The sequence below is a fragment of the Pseudoalteromonas sp. ATL1 genome, from assembly GCF_058933015.1.
This window is the reverse complement of record NZ_JBZYXL010000002.1, coordinates 411,214-425,051: the sequence shown is the minus strand read 5'-3', so window position 1 is coordinate 425,051 and position 13,838 is coordinate 411,214. Positions and strand designations below refer to the sequence as shown.

The following is a 13,838-nucleotide window of genomic DNA, read 5'->3' as shown; positions in this document are numbered from 1 at the left end:
ACTAAAATGCAAACGATTGCATTATTTTGTTTGCGCGGCTAGACTGAATAAACGAAAAATAGAGCGAGTTCCTTATATGACAGATGCAGCTAATACAAAAAACAATGCATCACGCGCGCGTATTATCTTGGCCATGATGGCCTGCTACTTCCTGTTTGCGGTATTGCTAAACAGTGTTGGTACGGTTATTTTGCAGTCGATCAACAGCTTTGGTGTCACTAAAACCCAAGCGGCAGGCCTTGAGGGATTTAAAGACTTATCCATCGCCATGATGTCGTTTTTAGTGGCGTCATTGATCCCAAGAATGGGGTATAAATTAGCGTTGTTAGCCGCGCTTGGGGCGGTAACTTTAGTATGTTTACTCACGCCTTCATTGGGTGAGTTTTATGCCTTAAAGCTACTGTTTGCCGTTGTTGGTTGTGCGTTTGCGGTGGTTAAGATCAGTGTATATGCCTTGGTGGGTCAATTAAGTGATTCGCCGTCATCTCATTCGGCGCTGCTCAACACCATTGAAGGTATTTTTATGGTGGGTGTGCTCAGTGGTTATTGGATCTTCAGCTTTTTTATTAGCGACCAAGGTAATGCACTCGATTGGTTGAATGTATATTACGTGCTCGCACTGTTGAGCTTGCTATGTGTGCTTTGCATTGTGTGGGCGCCAATTAGCAAGCAGGCCTTGCCCAAAGGCAGTAGCATTGCTGGTGAGTTCGCCGCTATGTTAAAGCTCACTTATCAACCCTTGGTGCTGGTGTTTATTATCTCCGCTTTTTTGTATGTGCTAATTGAGCAGGGGGTTGGGACGTGGTTGCCGACTTTCAATAACAAAATTTTGCATTTGCCCGTGGATGTAAGTGTGCAGCTTACCAGTATTTTTGCTGCAAGCTTAGCACTTGGCCGATTGCTGGCAGGGCAAATTTTAAAAGCCTGCCATTGGTATGTACTGCTTAATGTTTGCTTGATAGGTATAGGCGCACTTATTTTGCTTACGCTACCTATGACGCAAAACTTACCCGCGCAAACGGTTCACTCAGTATTTGATGCGCCGCTGGCCGCCTATCTTATGCCTTTGATTGGCTTACTGATGGCACCGATTTATCCGGTTCTTAACTCGGTTATTTTAAGCAGCTTGGGAAAACATCAACATGCCTCAATGACGGGCATGATAGTGATCTTCTCAGCGCTTGGTGGTACCACAGGCTCTATTCTCACGGGCTATATTTTTGAGCATTTTAGTGGTCAGCATGCATTTTATTGCGCACTCGTACCACTTTGCATGCTTGTTGTTTCATTGTTTTTATTTAAAAAACGCAGTACACCAGCAAACGCTGTCACCGCATAAGAGATTGTTATGAAGTTTGAATACACGACCTTATTTAAGGATGTACAGCTTAGTGGCATTTTTGCTGATAGTAAGACTTTTGCTGATGCCATTCCGAAGATAAGCTGGAAAGCGGCGCAAGAAGCCTATGCTCAACAACCGAGTAATTTAGATAACAAAGCGCTAAATGACTTTGTACAAGCGCACTTTACCTTTGCCGCGCAGCCAGAGTTGCAAGCGTTAGACAGTGTGAACTCAGTGCAAGACTACATAGACGCTTTGTGGCCAAAGCTACAACGCTCTCGCTTTGCGCAAAGTAATAACTCTTTGCTGGCATTGCCGTATGACTATGTCGTACCAGGAGGCAGATTCAATGAAATTTATTACTGGGACAGCTACTTTACTGCGCTAGGGCTTGAAGACGGCGGGAACATCGCTTTGATTGAGGCTATGGTCGATAACTTTGTTAGCCTGATTGAACGCTTTGGATGTGTGCCTAATGGCAATCGGATTTATTACACCAGCCGTTCACAGCCACCCGTACTCGCGTTGATGGTCGAGTTGTTGTTGCCTTATAAAAAGTCCGATACTAATTGGCTACAGCGTATGGTTGATGCGATGGTAAAAGAACATGCGTTTTGGCATGCGGGTGAAGAACAACTCAATGCAACTACCCAAGAGCATCGCCGTGTAATTAAACTGGCTGATGGCACACAACTAAACCGCTACTGGGATGATAAGCCTGAGCCTCGGCCTGAATCTTACGCTGAAGATGTTGCGGATGCGCAGCACCTACCACAATCGCAAAGAGAGTTGTTTCATCGCAATATTCGCGCGGCATGTGAGTCCGGTTGGGACTTCAGCGCTCGCTGGTTTGATGATCCGCAAGATTTATTGACCATTAATACCACATCACGAGTACCCGTAGATTTAAATGCGCTGTTGTATGTACTAGAAAATACCTTAGCTCAGTGCACAAATATGCTCGGTCATGCGGCACAATCAGATGCATATACAAAGCGTGCCGAGCGCAGAAAGCAGGCGATTCTCACGCTTTTTTGGGACGAACATCAGGGTTGGTTTTATGACTATAACCTCAACACCAATGGTCATACCGAGGTAAAAAGCCTAGCGGGCGTCGTTCCATTATTTGTGGGTATTGTGAGTGATAAACAAGCTCAGAAAGTTCGTAACACATTACACAATGAGTTTTTGCGTGTAGGGGGGTTAGTCAGCTGCTTAGAGCAAACGCCTCAACAGTGGGACAGCCCCAACGGCTGGGCACCGTTGCAATGGTTCGCCATTCAAGGATTAATGCGATATGGCGAAGCGGAACTTGCGGGTGACATTGCTCATCGGTGGCTCACCATGCTGAAAAATGACTTTGCTAAACGCGGTTGCTTACTTGAAAAATACAATGTGTGCGAGCCAGAAAAAATGGCGGGCGGTGGTGAGTATCAAGTACAGCAAGGATTTGGCTGGACGAACGGTGTTACTAGTCGGTTGTTAAAGCTATTTGGTGAAGTGTAATTCCTGTTGTTTTCAATTCGGGTATTTAACGAGATGACGTGATTAAAACAATCATTTATGCAGCAATTCATCATTAGATTTGCTGCATTTTTTACTTTAGAAAATAATTTAGCGATTTCAGCTAATAGTTTGTTTCGCTTAATGGTTTTACGAATTTTGCACTTGTCATGAACGTCAACACCGTGGATACTAAACACTGATTTGGCTAAGTCAATGCCAATTGCTTTGTGACATATGGACTCTCCTCAATTGAAGCTCTTTCAACTTCACTATGGCACGTTGATGCCGAGTGGGGAGTCCATATCATTCGTTATATGCTTTCGAGAATTCATTAATGGAAACAAAATTACTAAAAATAAAGTTGCACCCTGGATCTTGCCCTGACTGAAGGGCTTTAATGGCTTGTTCTAAATCGAAGTCTTTGGTCATGTGTCATTCCTGTTTTCTTAATGATACTGAAATGACACAGATTTCTAAACACTACCTATTAGCGAACTAGTTTTTTGTAATTGCTTTGTAACGTAAACACACATAACAAGCTAATAATGCCCAACACCACATAGACAACAGTTTCTAAATTGGACAATATATGACTAAGTTCACTCACCTGCACCGCTGCTGGTGCATAAGATATAAAACTGTCAAATTGTATTATCTGCGTCACTATTAATAAAGTTACACAGTTTAGGGCTAAATCGATACCTAAAGTTAGTTTTCGCCAACTTGCTGTAATGAGGTTATGTATACACACGAGCATACTCAACATGACGACGACATTTATTGTCCAATGTACAGCTTGCCACTCATTACTGAATGAAAAATGTGTTGTTTGCATATCCATCCAGCTATCAAATGGCCAAGCAATGATATCATTCCACCACGCAATAAATATTCCGTAAACTACAAGTTCAAACCCTGCTTCTAGTCTACTTAAAGGGAATTTGCGCGATGTATGGCTTAGCTCTTTTGGAGACCAGGCATATATATCGTCTAAACGCATATTTCTGCGTTCCATTAAGTGAAAAGTAATTGTGACAATTGCAAATACATATAAACCATACTCTATGCTTCTAGCCATTATTAACAAAGCTATCTCAGTGAAAGAGTGAGGGGAAATAATGTCTGGTAAGGATATTAAATTTACAAATGCGAACATTAATAATAAGGCTAGCTCCATTGTACGCTTATAAGCAGGAAAAAGCCCATTCCCGATTAACTTCTCATTTGGTTGATAAGAAGAAGCTACGCGCATTGGATGACCAATATTTTTGGTAGTGTTTAGAAATCTGTGTCATTTCAGTATCATTAAGAAAACAGGAATGACACATGACCAAAGACTTCGATTTAGAACAAGCCATTAAAGCCCTTCAGTCAGGGCAAGATCTGACAGGCAAAGATGGCTTCTTAACCCCTCTTATCAAACAGATCACCGAAGCTGCCTTAAAAGCAGAGCTGGAACAGCACCTTGTAGATGACGAGCAGCCTAACCGTAAAAATGGTTCTAGTAAGAAAACCGTTAAGTCTTCAGTGGGCACTTTCGAACTGGATACCCCGCGTGACCGTGCAGGCTCATTTGAGCCAAAGCTAGTTAAGAAAAACCAGACTAAGTTAACTGATGAGATCGACCGCAAGATCTTATCCATGTTTTCGCTTGGCATGAGCTATCGTGATATCCGCGGCCATGTTGAAGATATGTATGGTATTGACGTTTCTGAGGCTACCATCACAGGCGTTACCGACTGTTTGATACCCGAATTGAAAGAATGGCAGCAACGACCATTAGATGCGCTCTATCCGTTCGTCTGGCTTGATGCTATCCACTACAAAATTAAGGAAGGTGGCCGCTATGTCAGCAAAGCGGTGTACACTATCTTAGGCTTAAACGTCGAAGGCAAGAAGGAGCTGCTTGGTCTGTATCTATCCGAGTCAGAAGGCGCGAACTACTGGCTATCTGTACTAACGGATCTGCATAACCGTGGCGTTGAAGATATCCTGATAGCCTGCGTGGATGGCCTGACAGGCTTCCCTGAAGCTATTGCAACTATTTACCCAAATACAGAAGTTCAGCAATGCGTTATTCACCAGATCCGCAACTCTATGAAGTACGTCGCTTCCAAACATCAAAAGGAGTTCATGGCTGATCTAAAACCAGTTTACCGCGCTGTGAGCAAAGAAGCAGCGGAGATGGAACTTGAGCGTTTAGAGTCCAAATGGGGTCAACATTACCCGATAGTGCTCCGTTCTTGGCGAAACAAGTGGGCAAACCTGTCCGTTTATTTTAAGTATCCAGAGTACGTTCGCAAGGCCATCTATACCACGAACGCTATTGAGGCTGTACATCGCCAGTTCCGTAAACTGACCAAGACTAAAGGCGGCTTCCCAAACGAAAACAGCTTGCTTAAGCTACTGTATGCTGGGATATTGAATGCTTCTAAGAAATGGACAATGCCAATTCAAAACTGGAATATGACATTGTCTCAACTGGCGATTCATTTTGATGGGCGCTTGGATGATGTCTTAGATATCTAGCCAAAATTAGCTGACACAGAATTCTGAACGCCCTCCATTTGGTTGATAAGAAGAAGCTACGCGCATTGGATGACCAATATTTTTTAAGATCGTTTCTAATTCTTCATTGTTTAAATTGCGTCCAAGGTGTTCCTGTTGGTCTTCTATTTGAGCATAAATAGAAGATTCCAACTCCTCTCTCACTTCCTGCTTCATTTCATCTGGCAAGTAGTTTTCTAAATTTTTTAAGTAATTGTTTATTAAATCCATAAGGCATCCTCTATTGTTATTTTAAAGTATTATTCAAGGAGATAACCACTTGTTCCCAATCTGCCGTGAGTTTAGCTAAAACTGATTTACCTTCTTCAGTTAGTTGATAAAAACGTTTCTTACGCTTGTTTTCCTCACGCCACTCGCTGGACAACAGGTCTTGCTTTGCTAGTCTGCGAATCAATGGGTAAAGCGTCCCTTCATCTATGTCCACTCCTTTTTCCAGTAGTTTTTTACGCAACGAGTATCCATAATGCTCATCCTTAAGTTCGGCGAGCACTGCAAGCACCAACACTCCTCTACGCAACTCCAGTTTAAGTTTCTGATAATGTTCGCTAATAGTCATAAAAGTAAGCTGTTCCCCTATTGTCTAAATAATATGCATGATACTATATGGCAAACAGTATGTGTTAACAAGTATTGGTAACTATAATTGATGCGTTTATGTATAGCTTTTGGTTTATTACTAGGGCGTGTTATCTTTGCTGTATATATCTTGCTCAGCAGTATATTGGAAGCCATATTAGGAATAATTATGGCGCTTGAGTGGTTGTATATGCACTGGAAAAAAGAGTTTTTAGCGAATGGTTTTAGTGAAGAAGTTGCTCAAGAAGAATAGCAAACATGGTGCGAGAGTTTGGGTGGCGAACTAGATAATGAATACCAGCAAACTGAATCTTCTGTAATGGTTGCCGCTCAAGCTGCTATTGACGAATTCAGCAATATTCATAATTAGTCGACACTGAAAAACACTTAATGTATTGATCTTCTTGATGATCTAAACGATCTTACTATCCTCATTTTGCAAGGTTTGTTTTCTCACCCCTCAAAACCTTGCAAAATGGAGATTAAAAATGAAGCCAAAAGCGACCAACCATACACCACAAAAACAACTGTTCGCGATCGAATTGATTGACCTCGTGGCGCCCAACCACGAACTGGTTAAATTGGCCAACATCATTGATTGGCAGCGTTTAGAAGCCGAATTTGGTCAACTTTATAGTGCAGATACTGGCGCATTGGGAAAACCCATTCGGTTACTGGCTGGATTAGAATATCTTAAACAAATTCATAAACTTTCGGATGAAAATACGGTCGCCATGTGGTGTGAAAACCCCTATTGGCAGTATTTTTGTGGGATGCAGTTTTTTACTCATCAGATGCCGTGTGACCCAAGTTCGATGGTTCGCTTTCGCAAGCGAATTGGCGAACAGGGTGCGGAATTGATGTTGTCGCTCACCGTCGATGTCGGACTAAAAGTCGGCGCGGTAAAAGAAAGTAGTTTGCGCGAAGTAGTGGTGGATAGCACCGTGATGGAAAAGAACATCAGTTTTCCAACCGACAGTAAACTGCTTGAACGATGCCGTAAAAAACTAGTCGACCTCGCCAAACACGCAGGTATCACACTGCGGCAAAGCTATGTGAGAGCAGGTGTGAAGGTCGCAAATTCAGTCAGTCGTTATGCGCATGCCAAACAATACAAGCGGATGCGTAAAGCATTGAAAAAACAAAAGTCGTATCTTGGTCGAGTGTTCCGCGACATTCTTCGTAAGTTAGATACCAACCCTTCAGCGGCGATGGTCGTTCAACTCCGCCAAGCTGAAAAACTGCTCAAGCAAGATAAATTCAGTAAATCGAAGCTGTACTCACTGCATGAGCCGCACGTTGAATGCATCGCGAAAGGTAAAAGTGCAAAACCGTACGAGTTTGGGGTAAAAGTCAGCGTAGCAACGGCGGTGAAGGAACAATTTGTCCTATGCTGTCATGCCATGCACGGCAACCCTTATGATGGTGACACCTTGTATCGCACCTTGAAAATAGTCGAAGACGTCACCAACATACGCCCGTTTACGTGTTTTGTAGACCGAGGTTATCGCGGTCATATGGCAGAGCGGTATGAAGTCTTTATCGCAGGACAAAAACGCGGTGTGACACCTGCGATAAAGAAAAAACTCAAGCGGCGCAATGGGATAGAGCCCATCATCGGGCACATGAAAAGTGATGGCCATTTGGGGTTAAACCGCTTGAAAGGCATATTGGGCGACAAACTCAATGCCATTTTAGCGGGTATCGGGCAAAACTTCAGAAAAATTCTAAGCCTATTGAGGCTTTTTTACGTCTGGATTTTATGTTGGTTGAAAATGTGTCTGAGTTGGAAAAATCGGACAAATATCAAATTGTTTAGCTAGACTTGCAGTGGATGAATTGGGAACGGAAAGGCTCGGTTAACTGGAAACCCGAGATTTTCAGAATCGACTACATTAAGGTTGGCAAAACTCGCTGATGAGTGACTGCACTGATAGTATGATTACGTCAAAATCGCTTAATAATGGCTGCCAGTTACCTTTAGTAATCACACTACGACACATTAACCCTTTGCAGGTTAAAACATGGATCATTCAAGCGAGCTAAATGACTCATGTAGCATGTATATATATCGGAATTTTAGCTTTGTTACTAAGTCATTGGCCTATAGTAATATCGAATATTTATTTTATGTAATTGGTATTAATCATTTTTATGGGGGCTAAACTTGGCATTCGTCGCGTTATAAATTTCTCATTTAGCGCAACTCTTACTGTGCTATCGATAAGGTTCCATGGTCTAAACATAGATCACTTAATCAAGAATTGGCGTGAACTGTAAAAAGCCCCCAAAACGATTTTTGGAGGCTTTTTAATATTCTACTTTGTTGAAAACCGGTTAGCAGTTTTCATTCTCAGCTTTAGCGGCTTCTTTAACGTTTTCACAGGCATCTTCAATGGCGTTTTTGCTATCGGTTACCATTTCATCGATTTTTTCACCAGCATCCTCCGCTGGACCGTCTGAACAACCAGCCAGTGCAAGTAAAGCAACAACACCGACGGCTTTTGTTAGATTCATGATATTCATAATGTACTCCTTTAAGCCTAAGCTTTGGGCTTTTTAACAAGTGAAAAAATAAAAGACAGTACTAAGAATGCGATAAAAATAAAAAATAATATCTTAGCAATGCTTGCTGCTGCACCTGCGATGCCACCAAACCCTAATACTGCGGCAATAAGGGCAAGTACTAAAAATGTGATTGACCAACGTAACATGGGGCCTCCTCAAGCCTATTTGGCAATTAGGCTGTAATGTCCTGTAGTGTTTTCATTTCGTCATGACATGCTTGCATCGTCATGCGTATTTCACGTAGTGCTCGTTGGCAGTCTTGTGGTAGCGTTTGCTCAAGTGCCGCATCTACTTTCTCAAGGACTTTATCTTCCACTTCTTCCAGCTGAGAAATATACGTGTGATCTTTATCTGTGCTGATTAATGCGATGACCTTGGTATAAGTTTCGCGCATTTCAACACTGATTGCATTATCGTCTTCAATTTCACCTTTGTCGGCCACAATAAATGGCTGCAATGCGGATACGGCTTTGGTTTTTTCCAGCACATTCATTTCAAAAATGCGCTCAAGTTCAAGGTTGTCGACTTTCTTTTTTGCTTCTAAGTAAAACTCAATGCCACCATTTAGTACCTTGATAAGCTCTGCAACGGGTTTTAAATTAAAATCACTGTTTGACATAATGTGCTCCTTTAGTTTTAAGTCTGTGGCAAATGGATACATCATCATTTGCAATTAATCGTTGTACACAGAGAGTGATGCAGCGTCCGCGCCAACTTTATTTTTGTTTAAAATCAACTTGTTATATTTTTTATGTGTGCTGGTCTTGTAAGTATTACCGAGTGTATGTAATTACTGCTCACCTGTACTTTGTACATCTTGCAAGGTGGTGCCTCCTTTTGCATTAAAGTCCAATGTACGAATAGGAAACGGAATTAAAATGTCGTTATCATTGAGGGTTTGATTGATTGTAACAATCGCTTGGTGGCGAATATCCATAAAGTTGCCATCTCCTGGATAGTCAATCCAAAACCAAACAAGTAGGTCGATGGCGCTGTCACCAAAACCACTGGCATACACGGCGGTTTCCTCTTTACGTATAACAAAGTCGAGGTTATTAATGGCTTGCTCAATCACCTCTCGTGCTTGATTAATGTCATCGGCATAAGAAATCCCAACGGGAATTTCTATACGGCGCTTTTTGAGGGTGGAGTAATTTAGTAGCTTGTTTCTAAATAGTATCTTATTTGGGATAACACAGAGTTGACCATAAAAGGTTTCAATTAAGGTGTTGCGAAGGTTTATTTGCTTGACTGTCCCCAGTGTATCATCAGCTTCAATGATATCGCTCACTTTAAATGGTTTGCGTATCCCCATGACGACACCAGCAATGAGGTTTTCAGTCATATCTTGAAAAGCAAAACCAATAGCAAGACCAACTATCCCCGCACCGGCTAACAATGATGCCACGGCACCAGAGAGCCCCATAATGTCTAAAGCGAAGAAAAAGCCAATGGCAATGACCACTAAGCGGATGATGGCAGCTAACAGCCCAGCGACTTGAGTTGAGTGAGAGACTTTTTTTATGAGCTTGAGCGCCCAGTTAGCAATCAAGCTGGAGAGAAATAAAAACACCGCGAAGATAACAATGGCTACTACCAAATTAGGGAGATTTTTAATACTCAGCTCGGCCCAGCTGTCCATCTTTTCATAGATGAGTTGCCAAAATTTTTCTAATGATAGGTTATTCATTGTGCGCTCGCTATTTAATTAATAATGAGGTGAGAAGGCATTATTTATGCCAGCGCTTAGATTTACTGCTTTATCGCGTCTGGATGAGTCATAACTGGTTAGGTCTGTAATTTTTGCCTGTAAAAACTACCGTGTTATGAGAAAACTATACATAAGGGGAGTATGGGGTTTGGAATGTTTGATTTTAAGTTGTTGAATTTTAATGGTTTTAAATGTGGCATGCGCCATGCATTAATTAATTCGTCAAAGCAACTTAAAGGAAAATGATTATGAAACGCACTCTACTTACAATGGCATTAGCATCAGCAGTAACTGTAACGTCAGTATACGCAAAAGAGAACGCTTGGGAAAAAGAAGCAAGCGATGCGTGGATTGATGGTAAAGCAGAGGCAACATTGCTTTTCAATACCAACCTAGATTCATTTGATATTAATACCGACGTTCACAATGGCGTGGTGGTACTTACTGGTAAAGTTGAGCATAACGTTGATAAAAAACTAGCTGAAGAACTAGTTACTGGCATTGATGGTGTTAAAGACGTTGATAACCGCATTAGTCTAGTGAAAGACGTGGATCACAAGACACTTGAAAAAGAGCGTGGTATGGATGAGTCGAGTTTTACTGACGCTAAGATTGCCACGGTTATTAAAACACGCTTGTTATTTGATACTGACATTAGCGGTACGGATATTGATGTAGACGTTAAAAACGGCAAAGTAACTCTAACGGGTGATGTAGACTCAGAGTCTGAAAAACAACTCGCTATCGCGATTGCAAAAAACGCTGATGATGTAAAGCATGTTGATGACAATCTACGCATTGATAAAGAGTCGTAAGTAATACGGCGCAAGCAACTTAACTAACAAGTGTTGAGCGCGATTAACCGCGCTCACCTTTTCTATCTATTTTTAAAATAAATACTCTCTGAAAAATAAAAAGGAGCCATTATGTTTAATCGCTTTTCTGTTTCATCTATTTCATTGGCGCTGGTTTTGGGTACGGCAAGTACCTCGGTATTGGCCAATGATAGTAACTACTTTGACTTTAACGGCGAGCCTAAGGTGTATACGGGTATTGGTTATGGTCAATATTCATTTCAATGGGATGACAAAGAGAACGACACCAGCTTTGATGATGATGCATCAATGCTCAAAGCCTATGTAGGTACGGCGCTCAATGAGTACTTTAGCGTTGAGTTAGCCTATCAAAACTTTGATGAAGCCAGTGATATAGACAGCAACGCAGAACTTGACGGTGTGTCATTGGCTGCCCGTTTTTCAGCTCCTCTTAACGAGCGTTTTTCATTATATGCAAAAGGCGGTTGGTTGGAGTGGAATGCAGATATTTATGCCACTATCCCTGAAGTAGGGCGTATCGGTCGCGAGCTGGACGGCGGCGACTGGTTCTACGGTGCGGGGATTGCTTTTGGCGTAACACAGAACGTTAATATGCGTCTTGAATATGAACGTTATGAGCTTGATGATCGTATAGACCCTAATATGGATGTGGCATCTGTATCTGTTGAATACGTTTTCTAAGCTTACCAGAATGATATTTTAACAACGCAACTTCTCCCCAATGTTTGTTGTTTAAGCCACCTTATATTGTAAGGTGGCTTTTTTTATGTTTGGGGGAATAAATACTAATTACAACGGAAACCTGCACTATATGAGCCCTTTAGGTACATTCTTTTATCCAGAACAGAAGTTATTTAAATCAACTCACAACAATGGAGTGACCTAAAATGAAGTGTAAAAAACTATTGACCTCAACTTAACTTAAGCTTTTATCTTAGCAAACAGACCGATACACATATCAAGGATATTTAGATTGTTAAATATGCATACTCAAAACTTGCCAACCTATATAAAGCAATATTTAGAAAGCCTAAATCTCACCGCCCCTATTGGTAGCTTTGAGCTTGTTGAGCAATTGCAACAGCAGCATTTAGCAACCTACAGCTTTAGCAGCATTAATGCTATGCAGGGTGCTTACTTACCGCTTGATGCGGAGCCATTGTTTGACAGGCTAATCACAAAGCGCCAAGGCGGCTATTGTTTTGAACATAACCGCATCATGTATTTAGTCGACACTGAAAATCACTTAATATATTGATCTTCTTGATGATCTAAACGATCTTACTATCCTCATTTTGCAAGGTTTGTTTTCTCACCCCTCAAAACCTTGCAAAATGGAGATTAAAAATGAAGCCAAAAGCGACCAACCATACACCACAAAAGCAACTGTTCGCGATCGAATTGATTGACCTCGTGACGCCCAACCATGAACTGGTTAAATTGGCCAACATCATTGATTGGCAGCGTTTAGAAGCCGAATTTGGTCAACTTTATAGTGCAGATACTGGCGCATTGGGAAAACCCATTCGGTTATTGGCTGGATTGGAATATCTTAAACAAATTCATAAACTTTCGGATGAAAATACGGTCGCCATGTGGTGTGAAAATCCCTATTGGCAGTATTTTTGTGGGATGCAGTTTTTTACTCATCAGATGCCGTGTGACCCAAGTTCGATGGTTCGCTTTCGCAAGCGAATTGGCGAACAGGGTGCGGAATTGATGTTGTCGCTCACCGTCGATGTCGGACTAAAAGTCGGCGCGGTAAAAGAAAGTAGTTTGCGCGAAGTGGTGGTGGATAGCACCGTGATGGAAAAGAACATCAGTTTTCCAACCGACAGTAAACTGCTTGAACGATGCCGTAAAAAACTAGTCGACCTCGCCAAACACGCAGGTATCACGCTGCGGCAAAGCTATGCGAGAGCAGGTGTGAAGGTCGCAAATTCAGTCAGTCGTTATGCGCATGCCAAACAATACAAGCGGATGCGTAAAGCATTGAAAAAACAAAAGTCGTATCTTGGTCGTGTGTTCCGCGACATTCTTCGTAAGTTAGATACCAACCCTTCAGCGGCGATGGTCGTTCAACTCCGCCAAGCTGAAAAACTGCTCAAGCAAGATAAATTCAGTAAATCGAAGCTGTACTCACTGCATGAGCCGCACGTTGAATGCATCGCGAAAGGTGAAAGTGCAAAACCGTACGAGTTTGGGGTAAAAGTCAGCGTAGCAACGACGGTGAAGGAACAATTTGTCCTATGCTGTCATGCCATGCACGGCAACCCTTATGATGGTGACACCTTGTATCGCAGCTTGAAAATAGTCGAAGACGTCACCAACATGCGCCCGTTTACGTGTTTTGTAGACCGAGGTTATCGCGGTCATATGGCACAGCGGTATGAAATCTTTATCGCAGGACAAAAACGCGGTGTGACACCTGCGATAAAGAAAAAACTCAAGCGGCGCAATGGGATAGAGCCCATCATCGGGCACATGAAAAGTGATGGCCATTTGGGGTTAAACCGCTTGAAAGGCATATTGGGCGACAAACTCAATGCCATTTTAGCGGGTATCGGGCAAAACTTCAGAAAAATTCTAAGCCTATTGAGGCTTTTTTACGTCTGGATTTTATGTTGGTTGAAAATGTGTCTGAGTTGGAAAAATCGGACAAATATCGAATTGTTTCGCTAGACTTGCTGTGGATGAATTGGGAACGGAAAGGCTCGGTTAACTGGAAAGC

General features: G+C 42.1%; 17 protein-coding genes and 1 pseudogene. 9 read left to right on the top strand and 9 right to left on the bottom strand.

Going from position 1 to position 13,838, the window contains the following annotated elements; all coding sequences use genetic code 11:
- Positions 1-76 precede the first annotated feature (76 nt).
- Positions 77-1,339 carry an MFS transporter gene (locus AC5FX4_RS20040; protein WP_493608185.1) on the top strand — a complete coding sequence of 421 codons (1,263 nt, stop codon included), beginning with the start codon at positions 77-79 and terminating at the stop codon, positions 1,337-1,339.
- Between the two features lie 9 nt (positions 1,340-1,348).
- Positions 1,349-2,848 carry an alpha,alpha-trehalase TreF gene (gene treF, locus AC5FX4_RS20035; protein ID WP_493608184.1) on the top strand — a complete coding sequence of 500 codons (1,500 nt, stop codon included), beginning with the start codon at positions 1,349-1,351 and terminating at the stop codon, positions 2,846-2,848.
- Between the two features lie 104 nt (positions 2,849-2,952).
- On the opposite strand, the pseudogene AC5FX4_RS20030 reads toward treF, so the two are convergent.
- From AC5FX4_RS20030 to AC5FX4_RS20020, 3 genes and pseudogenes are all read right to left on the bottom strand, one after another.
- Positions 2,953-3,084: pseudogene (locus AC5FX4_RS20030) on the bottom strand (IS110 family transposase); the annotation flags it as partial.
- A 67-nt stretch (positions 3,085-3,151) separates the two neighbouring features.
- Positions 3,152-3,277, bottom strand: a complete 126-nt coding sequence (locus AC5FX4_RS20025) for a hypothetical protein (protein WP_493608183.1) — start codon at positions 3,275-3,277, stop codon at positions 3,152-3,154.
- Positions 3,278-3,335: 58 nt separating this feature from the next.
- A complete protein-coding gene (locus tag AC5FX4_RS20020; protein WP_493608182.1) occupies positions 3,336-4,100 on the bottom strand; it encodes a hypothetical protein in 765 nt (254 codons plus the stop codon).
- A gap of 74 nt (positions 4,101-4,174) precedes the next feature.
- Here AC5FX4_RS20020 and AC5FX4_RS20015 point away from each other — a divergent pair, with 74 nt between their 5' ends.
- Complete coding sequence (locus tag AC5FX4_RS20015) at positions 4,175-5,377, top strand: IS256 family transposase (RefSeq protein WP_493608181.1); 1,203 nt, start codon at positions 4,175-4,177, stop codon at positions 5,375-5,377.
- Between the two features lie 6 nt (positions 5,378-5,383).
- Here AC5FX4_RS20015 and AC5FX4_RS20010 read toward each other — a convergent pair whose 3' ends face one another.
- Together AC5FX4_RS20010 and AC5FX4_RS20005 are read right to left on the bottom strand one after the other, a co-directional pair.
- Complete coding sequence (locus AC5FX4_RS20010; protein WP_493608180.1) at positions 5,384-5,626, bottom strand: HAAS signaling domain-containing protein; 243 nt, start codon at positions 5,624-5,626, stop codon at positions 5,384-5,386.
- 16 nt (positions 5,627-5,642) lie between these two features.
- The gene (locus AC5FX4_RS20005; RefSeq protein ID WP_493608179.1) at positions 5,643-5,972 is read right to left on the bottom strand and encodes a PadR family transcriptional regulator; all 330 of its coding nucleotides are present in this window, start codon (positions 5,970-5,972) and stop codon (positions 5,643-5,645) included.
- 90 nt (positions 5,973-6,062) lie between these two features.
- On the opposite strand from AC5FX4_RS20005, the gene AC5FX4_RS20000 reads away from it, so the two are divergent.
- Together AC5FX4_RS20000 and AC5FX4_RS19995 are read left to right on the top strand one after the other, a co-directional pair.
- Positions 6,063-6,245, top strand: coding sequence for a hypothetical protein (locus tag AC5FX4_RS20000; RefSeq protein WP_493608178.1), 183 nt, complete (start codon positions 6,063-6,065; stop codon positions 6,243-6,245).
- Between the two features lie 235 nt (positions 6,246-6,480).
- Positions 6,481-7,815: an IS5 family transposase gene (locus AC5FX4_RS19995; RefSeq protein ID WP_493608177.1), complete on the top strand. Its 1,335-nt coding sequence runs from the start codon at positions 6,481-6,483 to the stop codon at positions 7,813-7,815.
- 514 nt (positions 7,816-8,329) lie between these two features.
- Here the strand turns inward: AC5FX4_RS19995 and AC5FX4_RS19990 are convergent.
- From AC5FX4_RS19990 to AC5FX4_RS19975, 4 genes are all read right to left on the bottom strand, one after another.
- Complete coding sequence (locus AC5FX4_RS19990) at positions 8,330-8,518, bottom strand: hypothetical protein (RefSeq protein WP_261595353.1); 189 nt, start codon at positions 8,516-8,518, stop codon at positions 8,330-8,332.
- 17 nt (positions 8,519-8,535) lie between these two features.
- Positions 8,536-8,706 carry a DUF1328 domain-containing protein gene (locus AC5FX4_RS19985; protein ID WP_493608176.1) on the bottom strand — a complete coding sequence of 57 codons (171 nt, stop codon included), beginning with the start codon at positions 8,704-8,706 and terminating at the stop codon, positions 8,536-8,538.
- 26 nt (positions 8,707-8,732) lie between these two features.
- Positions 8,733-9,179, bottom strand: coding sequence for a PA2169 family four-helix-bundle protein (locus tag AC5FX4_RS19980; protein ID WP_493608175.1), 447 nt, complete (start codon positions 9,177-9,179; stop codon positions 8,733-8,735).
- A gap of 171 nt (positions 9,180-9,350) precedes the next feature.
- Entirely contained in the window at positions 9,351-10,250 is a 900-nt protein-coding gene (locus tag AC5FX4_RS19975; protein ID WP_493608174.1) for a mechanosensitive ion channel family protein, read from the bottom strand.
- A 269-nt stretch (positions 10,251-10,519) separates the two neighbouring features.
- Here AC5FX4_RS19975 and AC5FX4_RS19970 point away from each other — a divergent pair, with 269 nt between their 5' ends.
- The 4 genes from AC5FX4_RS19970 to AC5FX4_RS19955 all read left to right on the top strand — a co-directional run bounded on the left by AC5FX4_RS19970 (position 10,520) and on the right by AC5FX4_RS19955 (position 13,789).
- Positions 10,520-11,086: a BON domain-containing protein gene (locus AC5FX4_RS19970; RefSeq protein ID WP_493608173.1), complete on the top strand. Its 567-nt coding sequence runs from the start codon at positions 10,520-10,522 to the stop codon at positions 11,084-11,086.
- Between the two features lie 111 nt (positions 11,087-11,197).
- Positions 11,198-11,788, top strand: coding sequence for an outer membrane beta-barrel protein (locus AC5FX4_RS19965; protein ID WP_493608172.1), 591 nt, complete (start codon positions 11,198-11,200; stop codon positions 11,786-11,788).
- 301 nt (positions 11,789-12,089) lie between these two features.
- Positions 12,090-12,365: an arylamine N-acetyltransferase gene (locus AC5FX4_RS19960; RefSeq protein ID WP_493608171.1), complete on the top strand. Its 276-nt coding sequence runs from the start codon at positions 12,090-12,092 to the stop codon at positions 12,363-12,365.
- Between the two features lie 89 nt (positions 12,366-12,454).
- Complete coding sequence (locus tag AC5FX4_RS19955) at positions 12,455-13,789, top strand: IS5 family transposase (RefSeq protein ID WP_493608170.1); 1,335 nt, start codon at positions 12,455-12,457, stop codon at positions 13,787-13,789.
- The last annotated feature ends 49 nt before the right edge of the window (positions 13,790-13,838 follow it).

Bases quoted from the DNA above. Each gene is read 5' to 3' on its own strand.
- AC5FX4_RS20040 (WP_493608185.1), top strand. From the start codon at position 77: ATGACAGATGCAGCTAATACAAAAAACAATGCATCACGCGCGCGTATT.
- treF (WP_493608184.1), top strand. From the start codon at position 1,349: ATGAAGTTTGAATACACGACCTTATTTAAGGATGTACAGCTTAGTGGC.
- AC5FX4_RS20025 (WP_493608183.1), bottom strand. From the start codon at position 3,277: ATGACCAAAGACTTCGATTTAGAACAAGCCATTAAAGCCCTTCAGTCA.
- AC5FX4_RS20020 (WP_493608182.1), bottom strand. From the start codon at position 4,100: ATGCGCGTAGCTTCTTCTTATCAACCAAATGAGAAGTTAATCGGGAAT.
- AC5FX4_RS20015 (WP_493608181.1), top strand. From the start codon at position 4,175: ATGACCAAAGACTTCGATTTAGAACAAGCCATTAAAGCCCTTCAGTCA.
- AC5FX4_RS20010 (WP_493608180.1), bottom strand. From the start codon at position 5,626: ATGGATTTAATAAACAATTACTTAAAAAATTTAGAAAACTACTTGCCA.
- AC5FX4_RS20005 (WP_493608179.1), bottom strand. From the start codon at position 5,972: ATGACTATTAGCGAACATTATCAGAAACTTAAACTGGAGTTGCGTAGA.
- AC5FX4_RS20000 (WP_493608178.1), top strand. From the start codon at position 6,063: ATGCGTTTATGTATAGCTTTTGGTTTATTACTAGGGCGTGTTATCTTT.
- AC5FX4_RS19995 (WP_493608177.1), top strand. From the start codon at position 6,481: ATGAAGCCAAAAGCGACCAACCATACACCACAAAAACAACTGTTCGCG.
- AC5FX4_RS19990 (WP_261595353.1), bottom strand. From the start codon at position 8,518: ATGAATATCATGAATCTAACAAAAGCCGTCGGTGTTGTTGCTTTACTT.
- AC5FX4_RS19985 (WP_493608176.1), bottom strand. From the start codon at position 8,706: ATGTTACGTTGGTCAATCACATTTTTAGTACTTGCCCTTATTGCCGCA.
- AC5FX4_RS19980 (WP_493608175.1), bottom strand. From the start codon at position 9,179: ATGTCAAACAGTGATTTTAATTTAAAACCCGTTGCAGAGCTTATCAAG.
- AC5FX4_RS19975 (WP_493608174.1), bottom strand. From the start codon at position 10,250: ATGAATAACCTATCATTAGAAAAATTTTGGCAACTCATCTATGAAAAG.
- AC5FX4_RS19970 (WP_493608173.1), top strand. From the start codon at position 10,520: ATGAAACGCACTCTACTTACAATGGCATTAGCATCAGCAGTAACTGTA.
- AC5FX4_RS19965 (WP_493608172.1), top strand. From the start codon at position 11,198: ATGTTTAATCGCTTTTCTGTTTCATCTATTTCATTGGCGCTGGTTTTG.
- AC5FX4_RS19960 (WP_493608171.1), top strand. From the start codon at position 12,090: ATGCATACTCAAAACTTGCCAACCTATATAAAGCAATATTTAGAAAGC.
- AC5FX4_RS19955 (WP_493608170.1), top strand. From the start codon at position 12,455: ATGAAGCCAAAAGCGACCAACCATACACCACAAAAGCAACTGTTCGCG.